Below are 18,957 nucleotides of genomic sequence, written 5' to 3'. Positions count from 1 at the left end.
GAAACGCCCGGTCCCATTCCGAACCCGGAAGCTAAGGCCACCTGCGCCGATGGTACTGCACTCGACAGGGTGTGGGAGAGTAGGACACCGCCGGAACATCATTGCGAAAGGCCCTCCAACTTCGGTTGGAGGGCCTTTTTGCGTTCCCGGGCATCGCAACACGCCCCGAGCCGAAGCTCTCGGCCGAAGTCACGGGGGAGGCGGAACGGTTACCGTGGAGGTATGTCGACCACGAGGATAGGCAGGCACATCAACGCGCCGCGGGCAGCGGTCTACCGACTGCTCCTCGACGCCGACGCGGTCAAGGCATGGATGATCCCCGACGACATGGCCAAGGCCAGTGAGGTGCACCGGTTCGAGCCGCACGAGGGCGGGACGTTCTCGATCACCCTCATCTACGACGACGCGTCCGAGACGGACAAGGACGCGCAGCACGACGCCTACTACGGTCGTTTCCTCACCCTGACTCCCGACGAGCAGATCGTCGAGGTGCTCGAGTTCGTCACCGACAAGCCGGAGATGTCCGGCGCGCAGACCGTCACCTTCACCTTGCATGACGCGGCAGGCGGCGGCACCGATCTGGAGGTGCTGCACGAGGGCGTCCCGCCGGGACTGAGCCTGCCGGACAACGAGATCGGCTGGCAGACGGCGCTCGCGAAGCTCGTCGCCCTCGCCGAACACGGCTCGGTCGGCGGACCACAATAAGTTCACCGTAACGCTAACCGTATTCGGGTGGCCGGCGGCTTGCTTCAATCCGTGTATGCACCGACCGAACACCTTCCCGCTCGGCCTCCGTGGCCGTGCCACTGCCGTGCTCCTGGCGCTGGCGACCGTCGCGACCGTCGGCCTCACCGGCTGCGCGAACGGAGGCGACGCACCGGTCGGTACGCCCGACGCGCCGCTGCCGGTCGACGTACCGCCCGGCACCACCCTGATCGTGGCCGACCAGCAGGAGCGGTTGCAGTCGGCTCTGCGCCTGTCCGGTGAGCTGGACAAGCTGCCGTTCAAGGTCGAGTTCGCCAACTTCATCGGCGGACCGGCCGTGCTCGAGGCCTTCCGGGCCGGAGCCGCCGATGTGGGTCAGGTCGGCGACGTGCCGCCGATCCACGCGTTGGCCGCGGGACAGGACGTGCCGATCGTCGGCTCGTATCAGACCGATCCGAAGGCGCTGAAACTCGCTGTCGCGCCCGGCCGTTCGATCAGCAAGCTGGCCGATCTGCGCGGGAAGAAGATCGCCTACGCGGAGGGGACCGCGCAGCAGGCCGCCGTGCTCAAGGCACTCACCAAGGCCGGGCTCACGCCCGGTGACGTGCAGCTGGTCCGGTTGCAGCTCGCGGAGTTCCTCGACGCGGTGCGCACCGGCCAGGTCGACGTCGCCCCGCTGATCGAGCCGAACGTGACCCGGCTGCTGCGCACCCAGGGCGCCTCGCTGATTCCGGATTCCGAGACCGGCGGCATCTACACCGGGCTCGCCTACCTCTATGCCCGCCGCGCGGTGGTGCAGGACCCGGCCAAGGCGGCCGCGACCCGGGCGCTGGTCGGCGCGTTCGTGCGGGCCTGGCAGTGGACCAACACCCACCGCGAGGAGTGGGCGACCCGCTACTACGTCGAGATCCAGAAGGTCAGCGCCGAGGACGCGCGACGCATCGTCGAATCGCTGGGCACCTACACCTTTCCGCACCTGGATCAGCAGTTGATCTCCCGCCAGCAGGCCACCATCGACGCGATCGACGCGGCCGGCGAGCTGCCGAAGAAGATCCAGGCCGTCGACGGTTTCGACCTGCGTTTCGACGCCGCGGTGACCGAGGCGGTCACGGCCAGCGGGGCGGCGTTCGCGCCGGCGGCGAGCTGATGGCCACCCTCGATGCCGCCGTCCTGCGGCGGCTCCGGCCGAATACGCCGCCGGTGGCGGCGCTCGCGCCGCGCGGCCGTGGCGCCCGCAGGCTCGGACCGGGCCGACCCATCCCGTTCGGGTTCGCCCTCGGGCCCGGCCTGCTGGTCGGAGCGTGGATTCTCGGATCCGCCACCGGGGCACTGGACCCGGAGACCCTGCCGGCGCCCTGGACGGTCGCCGGGACCGCGAGCGAGCTGATCGCCGACGGTCGCCTGCAGTCGAACCTGCTGACCTCGCTGCAGCGGGCCGTGCTCGGGCTCGGCCTCGGTGTGCTGATCGGCGTGGTGCTGGCGCTGGTCGCGGGGTTGAGCCGGCTGGGGGACGCGGTCATCGACGGGCCGGTGCAGATCAAGCGGGCGATTCCGACGCTGGCGCTGATCCCGCTGTTCATCGTCTGGTTCGGGATCGGTGAGGAGATGAAGCTGATCGTCATCACGACCAGCGTGCTCGTCCCGGTCTATCTCAACACCCACGCCGCCCTGCGCAGTGTGGACGCCCGCTATGTCGAGCTCGCCGAGACGGTCGGGCTGTCGCGGTGGGGGTTCGTGCGGCGGATCGCGCTGCCCGGCTCGCTGCCGGGGTTCTTCCTCGGCCTGCGGCTGGCGGTGACCATCTCGTGGCTGGCGCTGGTGGTGGTGGAGCAGGTCAACGCGACCAGCGGCATCGGCTACCTGATGACGCAGGCGCGCACCTACGGACAGATCGACGTGATCGTCGTCGGTCTGGTGATCTACGGATTTCTCGGGCTCTTCGGCGACCTCGCCGTGCGGGCGGCGGAACGAAAGGCGCTGGCATGGCGACAGACACTGAGCGACTGAACCCGGGCCGGGTGGTGGTGCGCTCGCGCGCCCTCACCCGCGGTTTCGGCGGCCGGATCGTCTTGAACGGGCTCGATATCGAGATCCGGCGCGGGGAGTTCGTCGCCCTGCTCGGGCGCAGTGGTTCGGGCAAGAGCACGTTGCTGCGGGCACTGGCCGAACTCGACGCCGACGTGCCGGGTTCGGGCGAACTCACCGTGCCCACCCAGCGTTCGGTGGTGTTCCAGGACTCCCGGCTGCTGCCGTGGGCTCGGGTGCTCGACAATGTCGTCCTCGGGCTGACGGGCCGGGACGCGGCCGCGCGCGGGCGGGCGGCATTGGCGGAGGTCGGCTTGGCCGGGCGCGAGAAGGCGTGGCCACGTGAGCTTTCCGGCGGTGAGCAGCAGCGGGTGGCGCTGGCCAGGTCGCTGGTGCGTGAGCCGGAACTGCTGCTGGCCGACGAACCGTTCGGCGCACTCGACGCGCTCACCAGGATCCGCATGCACGCGCTGTTGCAGGCGCTGTGCGCGCGACATCGGCCCGCCGTCCTGCTGGTGACCCACGATGTGGACGAGGCCGTGCTGCTCGCCGACCGCGTGCTGGTGCTGGACGAGGGCCGGATCGCGATCGACCAGCGCATCGACATCGCGCGCCCGCGCAGGCACGCGCACGCGGAGTTCATCCGGTTGCGTGACGTGCTGCTGGCGGGGCTCGGCGTGGACCCCACCGTTTTCGAGGAAGTGAAGAAGGCGTCATGAGTGCACCACGTCAGCTGAGCCTGAACGCGTTCATCTACCCGTCGGGGCATCACGAGGCCGCGTGGCGGCATCCCGACAGCAGGCCCGACCGCATCTACGACGTGTCCTACTACCAGGAGATCGGGCGCACCGCCGAGGCCGCCAAGCTCGACGCGGTGTTCTTCGCCGACGGGCCCGCCCTGCGCACGGATGTGCGCCACAACGCGGCGCCCGGCCTGGAACCGATCACGCTGCTCACCGCGATCGCCACGGCGACAACACATCTGGGGCTCATCGCGACCGCGTCCACCACCTACTACGAGCCCTACAACCTGGCCCGGTTGTTCTCCTCGCTGGACCACCTCTCCGGCGGACGCGCGGGCTGGAACATCGTGACCACCGGAACGGACCTGGCGGCGGCCAACTTCGGGCTCGACCGGCACCCCGACCACGCCGAACGGTATGCCCGCGCGCGGGAGTTCGTCGACGCGGTGGTCGCGCTGTGGGACAGCTGGGAGGACGACGCCATCCTGCTCGACCGCGCGGCGGGCATCTACGCCGACCCGGACAAGATCCATCCGATCGACTTCGTCGGCGAACATCTGCGTGTCCGTGGGCCGTTCAACGCCGCCCGCACGCCGCAGGGACATCCGGTGCTGGTACAGGCCGGTGCCTCCAACGAGGGCAGGGCCTTCGCCGGCAAGTACGCCGAAGCGATCTTCACCGCCCACCAACGCCTCTCGGACGCGCAGACCTTCTACGCCGACATCAAGGCCAAGGCCGCCGAGTACGGACGCGACGCCGACGCGGTGAAGATCCTGCCCGGGATCAGCCCGTTCATCGCCGACACCGAGGCCGCCGCGAAGCGCCTGGAGCGCGAGTTCAACGAACTGACCGTGCCCGAGTACGGGATCAAGCAGCTGGAATCGATCACCGGGACCTCGCTGCGCGCCCTCGCGCTGGACGAGCCGGTACCGGTCGAGGTGTTCGCCGGAGCGGGCGATGTCACCGACAACGCGCGCAGCAGACTGCAGGTCGTGGCGGGGATCGTGGAACGCGAACGTCCGACGCTGCGTGGCCTGCTGCACCGGCTGGCCGGGGCGCGCGGGCACCGGGTGTTCGCGGGCACGCCGGAGCAGGTCGCGGACACGATCGAGGAGTGGTTCACCCAGGGCGCCGCGGACGGTTTCAACGTGATGCCGCCGTACTACCCCGGTGGCCTCGAGGTGTTCGCCGAGACGGTGGTGCCGATCCTGCAGGAGCGCGGGCTGTTCCGCACCGAGTACACGGGGACCACCCTGCGCGACCACTTCGGCCTCGCCCGCCCGCGCGGCCGCGTCGCGCCGGCTCCGGCTACCGTCGGATGAGTGCGCCGATCGACGAGAACTGTTGTCCCGCAGGGATTAATCACGGCACTGACAGCGCACGGGCTTCGACGTACGGCGGCGCGTGGCGTCTGTGGGCGGAACATCGCACGGTTCGGCGCCGCGGTCGTAGTGCGCGACGGCGGGCCGATCCGGTGGCGGCGGTGATCGGTTGTCGGTGCGCGAGCGGGGGCCGGGGAATACGGCGGAACCGTTTCCGGGACGGAGCACGATGACCGCGAAGACGGTCGATCCGCCGCCGATCCGGCTGCGGTCGCTGACCTGGCCGGTGTTCGCGCCGATGGCGCTCTACGGGGTCGGCGTCGGGGCCGCGGCGCCCATGTACGCCCTGCGCGCGTTGGATCTGGGCGCCTCGGCGGGGATCGCGGGGTTGCTGGTCGCGCTGAACGGGCTCGGGATGGTGCTCACCGATCTCCCCGCGGGGCGGATCGTCGCGCGGATCGGGGAGCGGGCCGCCATCGGGGTCGGCAGCGTGCTGGGCACGGTGGGCGTGGTCGCGGCCATCGTGGCGCCGAATCTCGCTGTGCTGGCGGTGGGTCTGCTGCTCAACGGTGCGGCGGGCGCGGTGTGGGGGCTGGCCCGGCAGACCTATCTCGTGTCGGTGGTCGCCCCGGAACAGCGGGGCCGAGCCATGTCGACGCTGGCGGGCGCGCATCGACTCGGCTTCTTCTGCGGGCCGTTCCTCGGCGCCGCGCTGGTGCACGGGTTCGGGCCGGTCGGGGCGCTGTGGCTGCAGCTGGCCACCACGCTGCTGGCGAGCGCGGCGATGGTGACGATCCGGTCGGCCGAGATCGGTGACCCGGCGGCGTTGCGGCCGCTGCACACGGTGCTCTCCGAAAACCGCACGGCGCTGGGCACTCTCGGCCTCGCGGCCGTGGCCGTCGGTGCCGCGCGGGCGTCGCGCAGCGCGTTGCTGCCGCTGTGGGCCGCGCACCTCGGCATCGACGCCGCCACCACGAGTCTGCTGTTCGGGCTGGCCGGGGCGATCGACGTGCTGATGTCGTATCCGGCGGGGGTGTGGCTGGACCGCGCGGGGAGCCGGGTGACCGGCGTGGCCTGCGGTCTCTGCTTCGCCGTGGGCTACGCGAGTCTGCCGTTCACCCACTCCGCGCTCACCATGGGCATCTCGACCCTGCTGCTGGGGTTGGCCAACGGGCTCAGCAACGGCCTGATCATGACCGTCGGCGCGTTCGCGGCCCCGGCCGACCGCCGGGCCGAATTCCTCGGCGCGTGGCGGCTGACCCACGATGTCGGGATGTTCGCCGGGCCGGTCGCGGTGGGGGTGGTCGGCGCCGTCGCGGGACTGGCCACCGCGGGCGCGCTGCTCGCGGTCGGCGTCGGCCTCGGCGCCGTGGCCATGTACCGCTGGTTTCCCGGGCGGATCCGGCCGCGGATGGTGAGTGACGAGTAGCCGGGTGAGCGTCCGTCACCGGATCGACACGAGCCCCCGGCCGACCCCCGCTCCTACAGTGGAGGAATGTCGTTCAACGACAGGCATCCGTCCACCGTCGCGGACTACGACGAGGCGCGGCGGCGGGCCAGGCTGCGGGAAACCCGCCTCGGCCACGGGTGGCGGCGATGGCGCCGAACCCGGCTGGTGGCCTTGCGATCACTCGGTGTGCTGCTGGTCGCGCTGCTCGTGTTCGTGCAGTACTGGGTGCACGACGTGGCCCCCGAACGCGAACGTCTGGCCCGCACCGATCCCGCCCTGCTGCCCGCCCACCTGCCCGCCGACGCGCGGGACTGGGACACCGCCGTGGTCGATCTGGTCGGGCTCGGCGGGCTCGATGCCACGCCGACCGCGAAGGCACTGCCGGCGCTGAGCCGGTTCGGCGTCGTCTGGGCGGTGCGCTACGACAACGCCGGTATCGACACCAAGGTGATCGCCGACATGATCGTGCGTGCCGCCAGGTACGGCAACGTCCGCAACATCATGCTGGTCGGGCACAGCATGGGCGGGGTGGTCGCGCTGGAGGTGGCACGGCACATCCACCTCGGCAGCGATCGGCGGCTGGTCGCGGTGATGCTGGACTGCACACCGATGGATCTGGACGCCGTGCGGCCCGAAAGCCGCAGCCGCGGTGCCGATCTCGTGCGCTTGACGGGCTGGCTGCCGGGCGCCAGGGAGAGCAGGCTGTTGCGCTTCGCGGTCGAGATGGCCGCGCGGCGGGAACGATTCGCGGCCCCGGGCGCGCTCCTGCCCGATGTCGACGTTCCCGCGTTGCGCGACGTGGCCGCGGAAGTGTTGCGCGACAAGATCTTTTCGAAGAACGCCGCGAGCAACGGGCTGATCGAGGCCCAGTTCCTCGCGATCGTCGCGGGCGGCAGCGCCGCCGATCTGCGCGCGCTGGCCCGTCCGCAACCGGGCAAGGAGCGCCCGGCCGTCGTCTTCCTGCGCCCGCGCGAGGCCTCGCGCGACCGGATCGTCGACGTGGAGTACTCGCACGAGGTGCTGATCGAGCACGCCGGTGGCGTCGACGGCACCCTGCTGGTGGTCATGCCCCGCCGGACCGAGCACGCGAATCCGATCCAGCGGCCTCAGGAGTACAACGCGATCATCGATTCGCAGGTGCTGCCGTTCGTGCGCCGCTACCAGGAGCAGATCCGGAACCAGCCGCCGTGATCAGCGCACCCTGGTGCCGAGGATGGTGCGCACGCCCGCGAGGAACAGCTGCAGCCCGAAGTCGAAACGGGCGGTCGGGTCGGGAGAGTCGTGCAGGGGTGACGCGCCGTCGGGGAGGGCGCCGACCGAGTCCATCTGCATGCGCGACTGCTCGTCGACGGTCTGGCCGAGGACGTAGTAGAGCAGCGTGTAGGCGGTGAGCTCGGCTTCCTCGCGCGTCATCCCGGCGCGGATCACGATGCCCGCCAGGCGTTCCCGCGCCTTGCTCGTGGTCAGCCGGGAGGCGTAGGTGGCCGAGACCAGCTCCGCGCCGTCGCGGTAGGCCAGCAGACAGTTCCGCAGCCGGTGCGCGAGTTCGGTGAGCTGCTCGGGCCACTCGGCGGCGGTGATGGGTTCGTCCATCGGGGCCAGGATCCGGTCCGCGACCGCGCCGAGCAGCGTCTGCTTGTCCTTGACGTGCCAGTACAGCGCGCCGGGCTGCACCTGCAGCGACCCGGCCAGCCTGCGCATCGTGAGGTCGGCCAGGCCGTACTGATCCAGAATCGCGACGGCGGCATCGATCACGTCCGTCTTGCGCAGCTGCACACGAGTCCTTTCCTCGGAATTCACCCACCCGGGTGTCGTGACCATTGTGTAGCAGTTACCCTAGCCTGAACACCGTTCAAGTTGCACGGCCACGCCGGGTGGATCACACCCGTGTCACGTGCGACGCACCCGTCGAAGGGACTTCACGACGTGACGCAGGCACCCGTCCAGACCGACATCCTGGCCATCGCCCGTGAGCAGGTGCTCGAGCGCGGCGTAGGCCTCACCGAGGAGCAGACCGTCGAGGTCCTGCGCCTGGGTGACGACCACCTGGAAGCGCTGCTCGAGCTGGCCCACGAGGTCAGGATGAAGTGGTGCGGTCCCGAGGTCGAGGTCGAGGGCATCATCAGCCTCAAGACCGGCGGCTGCCCCGAGGACTGCCACTTCTGCTCGCAGTCGGGCCTGTTCCAGTCGCCCGTGCGCGCGGCCTGGCTCGACATTCCCAGCCTGGTGGAGGCGGCCAAGCAGACCGCCAAGACCGGCGCCACCGAGTTCTGCATCGTCGCCGCGGTGCGCGGGCCGGACGAGCGGCTGATGGCGCAGGTCGCCGCCGGTGTCGAGGCCATCCGCAACGAGGTCGACATCCAGGTCGCGTGCTCGCTGGGCATGCTCAACCAGGAGCAGGTCGACCAGCTCGCCGCCATGGGTGTGCACCGCTACAACCACAACCTCGAGACCGCCAAGTCGCACTTCCCGAAGGTCGTCACCACACACACCTACGAGGAGCGCTGGGACACCCTGCGCATGGTCCGCGAGGCGGGCATGGAGGTCTGCTGCGGTGGCATCCTCGGCATGGGCGAGACCATCGAGCAGCGCGCCGAGTTCGCCGCGCAGCTCGCCTCGCTCGAGCCCGACGAGGTGCCGCTGAACTTCCTCAACCCGCGCCCCGGCACCCCCTTCGGCGACCTCGAGGTGCTGCCCGCCGCCGACGCGCTGCGCGCCATCGCCGCCTTCCGGCTCGCGCTGCCGCGCACCATCCTGCGCTTCGCGGGCGGTCGCGAGATCACCCTCGGCGACCTGGGTGCCAAGCAGGGCATGCTCGGCGGCATCAACGCCGTCATCGTCGGCAACTACCTCACCACGCTGGGCCGCCCGGCCGAGTCGGACCTCGATCTGCTCGGCGAGCTGAAGATGCCGATCAAGGCGCTCAACGAAACCCTCTGACGCGGCGGCACAGTAGGGTGACTGACATGGACGAGCGCTACAACCCGTTCACCGGCAAGCGGATCGTGCCGGGACTCGACGACGCCGTGCCGACAGCCGCCGCGCTCGGGCTCGAACCGCCACGGTTCTGCGAGCACTGCGGCAGGCGGATGATCGTGCAGGTGAGCCCGGACGGCTGGTGGGCCAAGTGCTCCCGGCACGGGATCATCGAATCGGCACAGCTGGAACGGCGCTAGTGGTCGCCGAGACCGGGGCGGCGCCGCGTCCGGAGGTGTTGCGCCGCGAGGTGATCGGGGTCGGCGTGGTGGCCGCGGCCGTGCTCGCGGTGAGCGCGCTGGCCGGGGTGGTGTGGGGCGTGCTCGCCCCGACCGAACGGCTGCGGGTGACCCAGCCCGGCCGCGCCGCCGTCCTCACCGGGGAGAGCCTGCACCTGTTCGACGCGGTCGGGATGTTCCTGTGCGTCGGCGCGGTGGTCGCGGTGCTGACCGTGGTCGCCGCGTGGCGGGTGCGCGGCGTGCGCGGGCCCGCGCTGGTCGTCGGATTGCTGCTCGCCTCCGGTCTGGGCGCCGCGCTGATGCGACTGGTCGGTGAGGGCGTCGCGGAATACCGCCATCCACGTCCGGACGACCCGGCGGTCGGCCAGATCGTCGCGCTGCCCGCCGAGGTCGGCACCGCGCTCGCGTTGCTGGTGCAACCGTTCCTGGCCGCGCTCGTGCTGCTGTTCCTGGCGGCGCTGCACCCGCGGACCGATCTCGGTTCGGGCACAGCGGGTTTGCTCGGTGACCTGCGTCCGGCCGATCCCGATGACTATCCGGTGGTCGAGGTGGCCGAGCAGTATCGGCCCAGCGGCGATTTCGATTCGAGTCCGCAACCGCGCGCCTGAGCGCCGTTCTCGCCGCGACCAGTCGCTACCATCGCCGATATCGGCAGGTGGGCGGCTCGGGAGGAGCGGTCATGGCATTCATCGGTGGTGGTCCGGTCGTCGAGGAACTCGACGCGAAATTCTGGCGACTCACCGAGCCGCTCACCTACCGCGGCGCGGTCGAAACCTTCACGGTCCCGGCCGGATTCCGCACCGACTTCGCCTCCGTGCCGCGTGCGCTGGTCTGGTTGATCCCGCGCTACGGCGCCTACACCAGAGCCGCGATCCTGCACGACTACCTGTGCCGCACCGACACGGTCGGCCGGGCCGACGCCGACGGGCTGTTCCGGCGCTGCCTGCGCGAATTCGACGTCTCCGTCCCGCGCCGCTGGATGATGTGGGCCGCGGTGCGGCTGGGCAGCGGGCTGCGCGGCGCGTCCGCGGGCGATGTGGCGCGCTGGCTGCTGATCGCGGTGCCGTCGCTCGTGTTCCTCGCGGTTCCCGTCGCGGTGGTGACGGTGGCGCTGTGGCTGTTCTGGCTGGTCGAACTGGCCTTCTGGGCGGTCGGGCGGCTCGGGCACCGGAGCACGGAGCCGCCGCCGACACCACAGATGAAGACCGCGTAGTTCACCCGCAACGGGCGATGCGCCCGGCCCGCGATCTTCCTAGCGTCGCGGTATGCGCATGCCTGGTCAGACCGTCACGCCCGCACCCGCCGCCTGGTCGATCCCGCGCGGGCTGATCGTCCTGCTGTCGGTGGCGGCCGCGGTGGTCGTCGTGGGCGGGATGAAAACCTTCGCCGGGGTGATCGCGCCGCTGTTCCTCGCGCTGATGCTCACCGTCGCGGTGCAACCGGTGCAGACCTGGGCGCAACGGCGCGGGTGGCCCGCCTGGCTGGGCATGCTGCTCGCGTTCCTCGCGGTGATGGCGATCCTGGTCGGACTCGGTGGGGCACTGGCACTTTCGGCCTTCCAGCTCGCCTCCCAGCTGCCCGCCTACAGCGACCAACTCGACGATCTGCTCGCGCACGCGCGGGAGTGGCTGGCCACGCTGGGCGTCAGCGAGGACCAGATCCAGAAGGCGTTGGAGGGCATCGACGTCCACAAGCTCGTCGGATATCTCGACGAGCTGCTCGGCGGCGTGCTCGGGGTGTTCTCGAACCTGTTCTTCGTGGTGGCGCTACTGCTGTTCATGGCGGTCGACGGGATGAGCATCGGGCAGCGTATGGGCGTGGTCACCAGGGAGCGGCCCGCGATCGCGCACGCCCTCACCGAATTCGCCCTCGGCACCCGCAAATACCTGGTGGTCTCGACCGTGTTCGGCGCCATCGTCGCGGTGCTCGACGGCGGCGCGCTGTGGCTGCTCGGGGTGCCGCTGCCGTTGCTGTGGGCGTTGCTGTCGTTCATCACCAACTACATCCCGAACATCGGCTTCGTCATCGGCGTCATCCCGCCCGCGCTGCTCGCGCTGCTCGACGGTGGGGTGACGCAGATGATCTGGGTGATCGTTGTGTACTCGGTGATCAACTTCGTGATCCAGTCGATCATCCAGCCCAAGTTCGTCGGTGACGCGGTCGGTTTGAGCGTCACCCTGACGTTCCTGTCCCTGGTGTTCTGGTCCTGGGTGCTCGGCGGCCTCGGCGCGATCCTGGCCGTGCCGCTGACCCTGCTGGTGAAGGCGATGCTCATCGATATCGACCCGACCACGCGCTGGGTCGACGTCCTGATCGGCGCCCCGCTCACCGAGGCGGAGGAGGACGACGATCGCGCCGAGCCCGACAAGCCCGCCCCCGACACGCCCGCCCCGGACCCGGCGTGACGGCTCTCGCGCTCGATCCGCCGTGGCGGCGCGGGTTGACGGCGAGCATCACGCTGCTCGCTGTGGCGCTGCTGCTGGTGGCAGGCGTGCTCGCGATCCTGCGCGGGATCGCGAGCCTGGCCGGCGACGAGATCTTCGGTGTCCCACCGAGATACACCTTCCGGCTCGATGCCACCGGATGGGGCTGGATCCACCTCGCCGTCGGTATCGGTGGTGTCGTGGTGGCCATCGGGCTGATCCTGAGCACCACCTGGGCGCGGCTGATCACCATCGGCCTCGCCGCGCTGTCGATCGTGGTGAACTTCCTGTCGCTGCCGTACTGCCCGTTGTGGTCGGCGACCCTGCTCGGCCTCGACGTCATGATCATCTGGGCGGTCGCGCACTGGCGGCCGGAACCTTCCTGAAATTCGGTGGCGAGCGCGGCCACCGCACGCCTACGCTCGGCGGACCGAATTCAGGGGGAGGACCTTGCCATGCGCGCCGACGAGACAGCGAGCACCGAACAAACCACCGAGCGTCCCGATCTCGTCGCCTGGCGGCGTCGCCACGCCCTGCGCAGTTCCTCGGCCGCGACCGCCGTGCCCAGCGGGCGCACCTACCGGCGCTCGGCCAAGCATCGCGATCGCCGCTACGACAGCTGAGCCGGGCCCGGCGGCGGCCGGTTGTGCCATGCTCTGGTGATGGACAGCGCCGCGGACCCGGCAGCAGCGCGGGCCGAGTTCGATCGGCTCGTCGCTCCGCTGCGCGCGGAACTCCACGTGCACTGCTACCGGTTCCTCGGCTCGATACACGATGCCGACGACGCCGTACAGGAAACCCTGCTACGCGCCTGGCGCTCCCTGGACACCCTCGCCGACGCGCGAAAACTGCGGCCGTGGCTGTACAGGATCGCGACGAATCGCTGCCTGACCATGATCGAGCGCCGTGGCAAGCGCGAGCTGCCGATGGATCACACGGACACCCCCGCCGCCGAGCGCGTCTGGCTCGAGCCCTACCCGGGCGCCGGCGCGGGCGAGCCGGGACCGGAAGCCAGATACACCGCCAGGGAGGCCGTGGAGCTGGCCTTCGTGGCACTGCTGCAGCAGTTGCCCGGCGTGCAGCGCGGTGTGCTGATCCTGCGCGACGTCCTCGGCTTCACCGCGAACGAGACCGCCGACCTGCTCGAGGTGAGCGTCGCCTCGGCCAACAGCGCCCTGCAACGCGCCCGCGGGCACATCGCGCGCGGCACGTCGAGCCCGTCGCACGATCCGGACGACCCGGGCACGGTCCGGCTGGCCCAGCGCTACGCCGCCGCGTGGGAGGCCGCCGACGTGGACAGCATCATCGCGCTGTTCGCCGCCGACGCGCGCTACGCCATGCCGCCGCTGCCCGAGTGGTACGCCGGGCAGCCCGCCATCCAGGACTTCCTGGTGACCGGTCCGCTGCGCTGGCGCTGGCGCTTCCTGCCGACGCGGGCCAACGGTCAACCCGCGTTCGGCACCTACAACTGGGACGCCGAGCGCGGACTGTTCGTGGCCATGGCCCTCGACGTGCTCACCGTCCGCGACGGTGCGATCACCGAGGTGGTGTCCTTCCTCGACCCCGCGCTGTTCGGCCGGTTCGACCTGCCCGACACCGTCACCGGCTAGTTCCGCGCCCGGCGATTACTCCGGCGCCCACCGCGGGGTCATATCGGTGGTGGGAGGTTCCCACCGCCGCGCCCGGTCGGGCGCGGCGCCCCGAAGGGAGACCGACATGTCGGCAGACGAACAACAGATCCGCACCCTGATCCACCGGTGGGCCGCCGCGATCCGCGCGGGCGACCTCGACGGTGTCCTGGCCGACCACACGGCCGACATCGTCATGTTCGACGTGCCGCCACCGCAGCGCGGCGTCCGCGGCATCGACGCCTACCGGGAGACGTGGCCGCCGTTCTTCGCCTGGCTCGTCGACGGCGCGGCCTTCGACATCGTCGACCTGTCGGTGACGGCGGGCGCCGACATCGCCTTCGCGCACGCGCTGCTGCGCTGCGGGCGCCCCGAAGAGCTTGCCGCCGCACCGGATACGCGGCTGCGGCTCACCCTCGGCCTGCGCAAGGAAGCGGACCGGTGGGTGATCGCGCACGAGCACCACTCGTTCCCCGACACCACCGTCGCCGACCAGGCCGCGCTCAGTTCGCGCGGGTGAAGGTCACCAGCGGGAGCGGCTTGTCGGTCTTGGACTGGTAGTCGGCCAGCAGCGGGTTCTGCGCCAGCGCCCAGGCGGCGAACTCGGCGTAGCGGTCCCCGGTGAGGACATCGGCTGTGGCGGCGAACTTCTCGCCGCCCAGCTCGATCGTCACCCGCGGATTCGCCTTGGCGTTGTGGTACCAGGCCGGATAGCGGTCCTCCATGAACGAGCTCACGTACAGCACGTCGTCGCGATACAGCGCGCCGAGCGGAACCACGTGCGGCTTACCGCTCTTGGCGCCGGTGGTGGTGAGCAACAGCAGGGTCGCGCCCGCGTAGTCACCGCCGACCTTGCCGTCGTTGTCCCGGAACTCCTTGATCACGTCGTCGTTCCAGCCGACCATCTCGTCGGGAGAGAACTCCTTGTTCCAGGGGGCGTCGGGATCGTCGTAGGAAGTGACCTGCTTCTCTGCGTCCATACCCGAAGTGTGGCAGGGACCACCGACATGTTCGGGGCGCCGGCTCAGTCGCGCGCGTAGCGCCGGGTCGCGATCGGAACGGCCACCGCGAACAGTGCCGCCAGCCATGCCGTCGCCGCCGCGACCGGGTGCTGGACCGGCCACGCGTGTCCGGTCGCGCCGGGCAGCTCGGTGCCGAGGAGCTCACGCAGGGCCGCGACCAAGGCGCTGACCGGATTCCATTCCGCGATCGTCGCGACCACCGGAGGCATGGACGAGGTCGGGACGAAGACGTTCGAGAACATCAGGGTGCCGAAGATCAGCGGCGCGGTCTGCTGGAGCATCTGCTCGTCACGTACCGCCGCGCCGAGGGCGATACCGAGCCACGCCAGCGCGCACCGGAACGCCACGAGCAGGGCGATCGCCAGGGTGACCGCACCGGGCCCGGCCTCGATCCGCCAGCCGAGCAGGTACCCCGCGCCGGTCATGAGCGCCAGCGCCAGGATCCCGACCACGGTCTCGGCCAGCGCGAACCCGGCCGGCGCCGCCGCGGGCGCCAACGGCAGGGCGCGCAGCCGATCGGTCAGACCGCTGCGCAGGTCGGCATTGGCGGTCGACGCCGTCGAGGTCAACGCCATGGACGCGACCAGGACCAGCACGCCGGGCATCAGATAGGCCCGGTAGGCCTCGGCCTCGCCACCGTCGGCGAGCGCGCCGCCGAAGACGAACCCGAACAGCAGCATCATGCCCAGCGGCGCCGCCAGGGTGACGGCGAACAGGCCGGGGGAGTTGCGGTAGTTCATCAGTACCCGGCCGAACAGGATCAGCGCGCCGGAGAACACGGACACCGCGCGGGTGTCGCGGGCGCTCACGCGGAGAGCCGATCGTGGCCGGTGAGCGCGAGGAAGGCGTCGTCGAGGGTGGTGACGCGGGAACCGATGTCGCGGACCACGATCCCGGCGGCGTCGAGCGCGCGCAGCACCGGAAGCAGTCCAGGGTCGGCGCCTGCGAAGGTGAAGGTGATGCCGAGAGGCGAATGCTGGTGCGGCGGTGGCGGTTCCGTCGGCGTGCCGCCGAACTCGCGCAGGACCGAGACCGTGTCGGCGTAGCGTCCGGGATCGTCGATGACGACATCGAGCCCGGCCGGGACGGCCGCGAGGATCTGCTCCGGTGTGCCCGCGGCGATCACCCGGCCGGCCTGCAGGATGGTGATCGCGTCGGCCAGGCGCTGCGCCTCGTCGAGGTACTGGGTGGTGAGCAGCACGGTCGTGCCCTCGGCGACGAATTCCCTGAGGTGGCGGTAGATCTCGTTGCGGCTGTGCGGATCGAGGCCGGTGGTCGGTTCGTCGAGGAACAGAACGGCGGGGCGCACGATCATGCCCGCGATGATGTCGAGCCGTCGTCGCATGCCGCCGGAGTAGGTGGCGGTCACCCGGTCGGCCGCCTCGGTCAGCTCGAATCGCTCCAGCAGGTCGGCGGCGTGGCGCCGGGCCGCCCGCGCGCGCATGCCGTGGAGGCGGGCCAGCAGCACGAGGTTCTGGCGGCCGGACAGGCGCGGGTCGACGGCGTGGAACTGGCCGACCAGGCCCAGTTGCCGCTTCGCCTGGTCGGCCTCGCGCACGGTGTCGAAGCCGCGGATGGCGGCGCGACCCGAGGTGGGGCGCGCCAGTGTCGCCAGCATGCGCACGGTGGTGGTCTTGCCCGAGCCGTTGGGGCCGAGCAGGGCGTGGACCTGGCCGCTGGGGACCCGCAGGTCGACCCCGGCCACCACGGTTTTGCGGCCGTAGGACTTGGTCAGCGCGGTGGCTTCGATGGCAGGCACGGCGATCTCCTTAATTGAGAACAGTGTTCGCAATTGCAGGATACGCATCTGCTAACGTTGTTCGCAACTGGCGTTCTGCGGCATGCTGACAGGCATGACGCGCACCGGATCCGCCCTGTGGTCGCGCGGCGCGGCGCCCCGGCCGGGGCCGCGACCCGCGTACACGCTCGACCAGCTGGCCGACGCCTGCGTGCGCCGTGCCGACGCGGGCGGGCTGCGCGCGGTCTCCATGCGTGCGGTGGCCGACGACCTCGGCACCGCCGCCGCCTCGCTGTATCGCTACGTGGACGGCAAGGACGACCTGATCGCGCTCATGGTCGACCGGGTCGCGGGCGAATACGAGTACCCGGAACCGACCGGTGACGTGCGCGCCGACGTCCTGGCGCTGGCGAACCAGTCCCGTGCGCTGCATCGCAGGCATCCGTGGCTGGTCGCCGCCACGCCGACGGCGATGGGCCCGAACTCGGTGCGGTACCTGGACCGGATGGCGGGCACGCTCGCCCAGGCGGGGCTGGAACCGGGAGCCGTCATGATGGGCGTGGCGATGCTCTCCGGGTGGGGCGCGAACTTCGCCGCGCAGGAGAACGCGGGCCTGTCGGCCGCCGATCTGGGGGGCGCGCTGCTGGCGGACGCCGCCGATCGGTTACCCGACTATCCGAATCTGACCGCGCTGTTCGCCGTCACGCCCGACGCGGCGACCGCGCGGGCCGACAGCGACGCGCTCTTCGCGGCCGGGATCGACGCGCTGTTGTTCGGCATCCTGCCGCGCGCGTGAGCCTGCGTGTGCCGATGCTCAGCTCGGGGGGCGCAGGGCGGCGAACTCGTCGGTGACGCGCAGGCCGGAGTCGGTGAAGCGGTAGAGGGCGGCGGGGCGGCCGCCCGCGCGGCCCGACGGCGCGGTGTCGCCGGTGGGGGTGATGACCTTGCGGCGGGAGAGGACGCGCTGAAGGTTCGTGGTGTCCACGTCGTAACCCAGCGCCGCGCAGTAGATTTCACGCAGCGTCGACATCGTGAAGGTGTCGGGGGCCAGGGCGTAGGCGATGTTGGTGTAGGAGAGTTTGGCGGCCAGGCGAGTGCGCGCGTGGTCGACGACGGTGCGGTGGTCGAAGGACATGGCGGGCAGGGCCGAGACCGGGTGCCAGGTGGTGTCGGGCGGCAGCTCGGGCTCGGTGGTGAGCGGGACGAGGCCCAGGTAGGCCGAGGCGATGCGGCGCGGCGCCGGGACGCGGTCGGGGGCGCTGAACACCGAGAGCTGCTCCAAGTGGGCCAGTTCGCGCACGTCGACCTTCTCCGCCAGCTGGCGCCGGGCGGAGGTGTCGAGGTCCTCGTCGTCGCGCAGTCGGCCGCCGGGGAGTGACCACGTGCCCTTCTGGGGGTCCAGGGCCCGCTCCCACAGCAGCACCGCCAGCTCGGGGTACCGCGCACCGCGACTACCTGCGGAAACGTCGGCGGGGAAGCGGCGAACCTGGAACACCGCGGTGAGCGATTCGTGGATGGTGTTACTATGGGGCACGTTTTCGATTCTAAGTCGAAAACCTGGTTTGGTGCGAATCGAGGCGAGGAAGCCGTTCGCACGAGGAAGGAGCCACCATGGCGACGACGACCGCACAGCCGACGCTGATGGGTTCGGTTTTCGACGGACCCGCGGGGTACACGGGTGTCGAGGCGACGCCGGAGTGGGCGCGGGAGGTGCGGCGGCTGGCGCGCGAGCGCAATGCCACCATCCTCGCGCACAACTACCAGCTGCCCGAGATCCAGGACGTGGCGGACCACGTCGGTGACTCGCTGGCACTGTCGCGGATCGCGGCCGAGGCACCCGAGGACACCATCGTGTTCTGCGGCGTGCACTTCATGGCCGAGACCGCCAAGATCCTCAGCCCGGCCAAGACCGTGCTCATCCCGGACCAGCGCGCCGGGTGCTCGCTGGCCGACTCCATCTCCGCCGAGGAACTGCGCGCCTGGAAGGCCGAGCATCCCGACGCGATGGTGGTGTCCTACGTGAACACCACCGCCGAGGTGAAGGCGCTCACCGACATCTGCTGCACCTCGTCCAACGCCGTCGACGTGGTGGCCTCGATCGATCCCGACCGTGAGGTGCTGTTCCTGCCCGACCAGTTCCTCGGCGCGCACGTCAAGCGCGAGACCGGTCGCGCGAACATGCACATCTGGGCGGGCGAGTGCCATGTGCACGCGGGCATCAACGGCGACGAGCTCACCGAACAGGCGCGCACCCACCCCGACGCCGAGCTGTTCGTGCACCCGGAGTGCGGCTGCGCCACCTCCGCGCTGTACCTGGCCGGTGAGGGCGCGTTCCCGGCGGAGCGGGTGCACATCCTGTCCACCGGCGGCATGATCGACGCCGCGAAGGCCTCGCAGTCGAATCAGGTGCTGGTGGCGACCGAGGTCGGCATGCTGCACCAGCTGCGCAAGGCGGCGCCCGGCATCGACTTCCAGGCCGTCAACGACCGCGCCTCCTGCAAGTACATGAAGATGATCACCCCGGCCGCGCTGCTGCGCTGCCTGGTCGAGGGCGCCGATGAGGTGCACGTCGACCCGGCGATGGCCGAGGCGGGTCGCGCGTCGGTGCAGCGGATGATCGCGATCGGCAACCCCGGCGGTGGGGAGTGACCCCGCGCCGGGCCGCGTGGTCGAACCGGTAACGACC

At 70.7% G+C, this 18,957-nt stretch carries 23 protein-coding genes and 1 rRNA gene; 19 read left to right on the top strand and 5 right to left on the bottom strand.

The annotated features are described in order from the left end of the window. The 8 genes from rrf to AB0H56_RS30110 form a co-directional block, all read left to right on the top strand. Window positions 1–96: ribosomal RNA gene (gene rrf, locus AB0H56_RS30145) — 5S ribosomal RNA — on the top strand; the annotation flags it as partial. 126 nt (window positions 97–222) lie between these two features. Beyond that, window positions 223–705 (top strand): SRPBCC domain-containing protein, encoded by a 483-nt coding sequence (locus AB0H56_RS30140; protein ID WP_357169617.1) that lies wholly within the window; start codon window positions 223–225, stop codon window positions 703–705. A gap of 55 nt (window positions 706–760) precedes the next feature. Next, a complete protein-coding gene (locus AB0H56_RS30135) occupies window positions 761–1,852 on the top strand; it encodes an ABC transporter substrate-binding protein (protein WP_357169614.1) in 1,092 nt (363 codons plus the stop codon). Continuing rightward, window positions 1,852–2,712 carry an ABC transporter permease gene (locus AB0H56_RS30130; protein WP_357169611.1) on the top strand — a complete coding sequence of 287 codons (861 nt, stop codon included), beginning with the start codon at window positions 1,852–1,854 and terminating at the stop codon, window positions 2,710–2,712. Before AB0H56_RS30135 ends, AB0H56_RS30130 begins: the two co-directional genes overlap by 1 nt. Further along, complete coding sequence (locus AB0H56_RS30125) at window positions 2,688–3,449, top strand: ABC transporter ATP-binding protein (RefSeq protein ID WP_357169608.1); 762 nt, start codon at window positions 2,688–2,690, stop codon at window positions 3,447–3,449. The genes AB0H56_RS30130 and AB0H56_RS30125 overlap by 25 nt, the downstream gene beginning before the upstream one ends. Next, the gene (locus AB0H56_RS30120; RefSeq protein WP_357169605.1) at window positions 3,446–4,795 is read left to right on the top strand and encodes an LLM class flavin-dependent oxidoreductase; all 1,350 of its coding nucleotides are present in this window, start codon (window positions 3,446–3,448) and stop codon (window positions 4,793–4,795) included. Before AB0H56_RS30125 ends, AB0H56_RS30120 begins: the two co-directional genes overlap by 4 nt. Before the next feature lie 229 nt (window positions 4,796–5,024). Continuing rightward, window positions 5,025–6,224 carry an MFS transporter gene (locus AB0H56_RS30115; RefSeq protein WP_357169602.1) on the top strand — a complete coding sequence of 400 codons (1,200 nt, stop codon included), beginning with the start codon at window positions 5,025–5,027 and terminating at the stop codon, window positions 6,222–6,224. Window positions 6,225–6,290: 66 nt separating this feature from the next. Next, entirely contained in the window at window positions 6,291–7,436 is a 1,146-nt protein-coding gene (locus AB0H56_RS30110) for an alpha/beta hydrolase (protein WP_357169599.1), read from the top strand. On the opposite strand, the gene AB0H56_RS30105 is transcribed toward AB0H56_RS30110, so the two are convergent. Then, on the bottom strand, window positions 7,437–8,021 hold the full coding sequence (locus AB0H56_RS30105) for a TetR/AcrR family transcriptional regulator C-terminal domain-containing protein (RefSeq protein ID WP_357169596.1): 585 nt from the start codon (window positions 8,019–8,021) through the stop codon (window positions 7,437–7,439). 150 nt (window positions 8,022–8,171) lie between these two features. Here AB0H56_RS30105 and bioB point away from each other — a divergent pair, with 150 nt between their 5' ends. The 9 genes from bioB to AB0H56_RS30060 all read left to right on the top strand — a co-directional run bounded on the left by bioB (window position 8,172) and on the right by AB0H56_RS30060 (window position 14,031). Continuing rightward, on the top strand, window positions 8,172–9,185 hold the full coding sequence (gene bioB, locus AB0H56_RS30100; protein WP_357169593.1) for a biotin synthase BioB: 1,014 nt from the start codon (window positions 8,172–8,174) through the stop codon (window positions 9,183–9,185). Between the two features lie 26 nt (window positions 9,186–9,211). Further along, entirely contained in the window at window positions 9,212–9,421 is a 210-nt protein-coding gene (locus AB0H56_RS30095; protein WP_357169590.1) for a hypothetical protein, read from the top strand. Next, window positions 9,421–10,068 (top strand): DUF2567 domain-containing protein, encoded by a 648-nt coding sequence (locus AB0H56_RS30090; protein WP_357169588.1) that lies wholly within the window; start codon window positions 9,421–9,423, stop codon window positions 10,066–10,068. The genes AB0H56_RS30095 and AB0H56_RS30090 overlap by 1 nt, the downstream gene beginning before the upstream one ends. 71 nt (window positions 10,069–10,139) lie before the next feature. Beyond that, window positions 10,140–10,673, top strand: coding sequence for a DUF1353 domain-containing protein (locus AB0H56_RS30085; protein WP_357169585.1), 534 nt, complete (start codon window positions 10,140–10,142; stop codon window positions 10,671–10,673). Window positions 10,674–10,725: 52 nt separating this feature from the next. Next, a complete protein-coding gene (locus tag AB0H56_RS30080) occupies window positions 10,726–11,865 on the top strand; it encodes an AI-2E family transporter (protein ID WP_357169582.1) in 1,140 nt (379 codons plus the stop codon). After that, window positions 11,862–12,269 (top strand): hypothetical protein, encoded by a 408-nt coding sequence (locus AB0H56_RS30075; protein ID WP_357169580.1) that lies wholly within the window; start codon window positions 11,862–11,864, stop codon window positions 12,267–12,269. The genes AB0H56_RS30080 and AB0H56_RS30075 overlap by 4 nt, the downstream gene beginning before the upstream one ends. Before the next feature lie 69 nt (window positions 12,270–12,338). Further along, a complete protein-coding gene (locus tag AB0H56_RS30070) occupies window positions 12,339–12,506 on the top strand; it encodes a hypothetical protein (RefSeq protein ID WP_357169577.1) in 168 nt (55 codons plus the stop codon). A gap of 39 nt (window positions 12,507–12,545) precedes the next feature. Beyond that, window positions 12,546–13,493: an RNA polymerase subunit sigma-70 gene (locus AB0H56_RS30065; protein ID WP_357169574.1), complete on the top strand. Its 948-nt coding sequence runs from the start codon at window positions 12,546–12,548 to the stop codon at window positions 13,491–13,493. A 106-nt stretch (window positions 13,494–13,599) separates the two neighbouring features. Further along, window positions 13,600–14,031: an SgcJ/EcaC family oxidoreductase gene (locus tag AB0H56_RS30060; RefSeq protein ID WP_357169571.1), complete on the top strand. Its 432-nt coding sequence runs from the start codon at window positions 13,600–13,602 to the stop codon at window positions 14,029–14,031. On the opposite strand, the gene AB0H56_RS30055 is transcribed toward AB0H56_RS30060, so the two are convergent. The 3 genes from AB0H56_RS30055 to AB0H56_RS30045 are packed head-to-tail and all read right to left on the bottom strand — an operon-like array spanning window position 14,015 to window position 16,292. Beyond that, window positions 14,015–14,491: a nitroreductase/quinone reductase family protein gene (locus AB0H56_RS30055; protein WP_357169568.1), complete on the bottom strand. Its 477-nt coding sequence runs from the start codon at window positions 14,489–14,491 to the stop codon at window positions 14,015–14,017. The genes AB0H56_RS30060 and AB0H56_RS30055 overlap by 17 nt on opposite strands. Window positions 14,492–14,535: 44 nt before the next feature. Then, the gene (locus AB0H56_RS30050; RefSeq protein ID WP_357169565.1) at window positions 14,536–15,342 is read right to left on the bottom strand and encodes an ABC transporter permease; all 807 of its coding nucleotides are present in this window, start codon (window positions 15,340–15,342) and stop codon (window positions 14,536–14,538) included. Continuing rightward, window positions 15,339–16,292, bottom strand: a complete 954-nt coding sequence (locus tag AB0H56_RS30045) for an ATP-binding cassette domain-containing protein (RefSeq protein WP_357169562.1) — start codon at window positions 16,290–16,292, stop codon at window positions 15,339–15,341. Before AB0H56_RS30045 ends, AB0H56_RS30050 begins: the two co-directional genes overlap by 4 nt. Before the next feature lie 94 nt (window positions 16,293–16,386). Between AB0H56_RS30045 and AB0H56_RS30040 the strand changes: the two genes are divergently transcribed. Continuing rightward, window positions 16,387–17,067: a TetR/AcrR family transcriptional regulator C-terminal domain-containing protein gene (locus tag AB0H56_RS30040; protein ID WP_357169559.1), complete on the top strand. Its 681-nt coding sequence runs from the start codon at window positions 16,387–16,389 to the stop codon at window positions 17,065–17,067. A gap of 18 nt (window positions 17,068–17,085) precedes the next feature. Here AB0H56_RS30040 and AB0H56_RS30035 read toward each other — a convergent pair whose 3' ends face one another. Next, window positions 17,086–17,805 (bottom strand): NUDIX domain-containing protein, encoded by a 720-nt coding sequence (locus tag AB0H56_RS30035; RefSeq protein WP_357169556.1) that lies wholly within the window; start codon window positions 17,803–17,805, stop codon window positions 17,086–17,088. Between the two features lie 77 nt (window positions 17,806–17,882). Here AB0H56_RS30035 and nadA point away from each other — a divergent pair, with 77 nt between their 5' ends. After that, window positions 17,883–18,920: a quinolinate synthase NadA gene (nadA, locus tag AB0H56_RS30030; protein WP_357169553.1), complete on the top strand. Its 1,038-nt coding sequence runs from the start codon at window positions 17,883–17,885 to the stop codon at window positions 18,918–18,920. Window positions 18,921–18,957 lie beyond the last annotated feature (37 nt).

The sequence above is a fragment of the Nocardia sp. NPDC050717 genome, from assembly GCF_040654275.1.
Lineage (GTDB): Bacteria > Actinomycetota > Actinomycetes > Mycobacteriales > Mycobacteriaceae > Nocardia.
This window is presented reverse-complemented; position numbering and strand designations above follow the sequence as displayed.

Coding starts and splice junctions, on each gene's coding strand:
- AB0H56_RS30060 (WP_357169571.1), top strand. CDS start 13,600: ATGTCGGCAGACGAACAACAGATCCGCACCCTGATCCACCGGTGGGCC.
- AB0H56_RS30070 (WP_357169577.1), top strand. CDS start 12,339: ATGCGCGCCGACGAGACAGCGAGCACCGAACAAACCACCGAGCGTCCC.
- AB0H56_RS30055 (WP_357169568.1), bottom strand. CDS start 14,491: ATGGACGCAGAGAAGCAGGTCACTTCCTACGACGATCCCGACGCCCCC.
- AB0H56_RS30085 (WP_357169585.1), top strand. CDS start 10,140: ATGGCATTCATCGGTGGTGGTCCGGTCGTCGAGGAACTCGACGCGAAA.
- AB0H56_RS30040 (WP_357169559.1), top strand. CDS start 16,387: ATGACGCGCACCGGATCCGCCCTGTGGTCGCGCGGCGCGGCGCCCCGG.
- AB0H56_RS30065 (WP_357169574.1), top strand. CDS start 12,546: ATGGACAGCGCCGCGGACCCGGCAGCAGCGCGGGCCGAGTTCGATCGG.
- AB0H56_RS30110 (WP_357169599.1), top strand. CDS start 6,291: ATGTCGTTCAACGACAGGCATCCGTCCACCGTCGCGGACTACGACGAG.
- AB0H56_RS30135 (WP_357169614.1), top strand. CDS start 761: ATGCACCGACCGAACACCTTCCCGCTCGGCCTCCGTGGCCGTGCCACT.
- AB0H56_RS30130 (WP_357169611.1), top strand. CDS start 1,852: ATGGCCACCCTCGATGCCGCCGTCCTGCGGCGGCTCCGGCCGAATACG.
- AB0H56_RS30095 (WP_357169590.1), top strand. CDS start 9,212: ATGGACGAGCGCTACAACCCGTTCACCGGCAAGCGGATCGTGCCGGGA.
- nadA (WP_357169553.1), top strand. CDS start 17,883: ATGGCGACGACGACCGCACAGCCGACGCTGATGGGTTCGGTTTTCGAC.
- AB0H56_RS30140 (WP_357169617.1), top strand. CDS start 223: ATGTCGACCACGAGGATAGGCAGGCACATCAACGCGCCGCGGGCAGCG.
- AB0H56_RS30120 (WP_357169605.1), top strand. CDS start 3,446: ATGAGTGCACCACGTCAGCTGAGCCTGAACGCGTTCATCTACCCGTCG.
- AB0H56_RS30115 (WP_357169602.1), top strand. CDS start 5,025: ATGACCGCGAAGACGGTCGATCCGCCGCCGATCCGGCTGCGGTCGCTG.
- AB0H56_RS30080 (WP_357169582.1), top strand. CDS start 10,726: ATGCGCATGCCTGGTCAGACCGTCACGCCCGCACCCGCCGCCTGGTCG.
- AB0H56_RS30125 (WP_357169608.1), top strand. CDS start 2,688: ATGGCGACAGACACTGAGCGACTGAACCCGGGCCGGGTGGTGGTGCGC.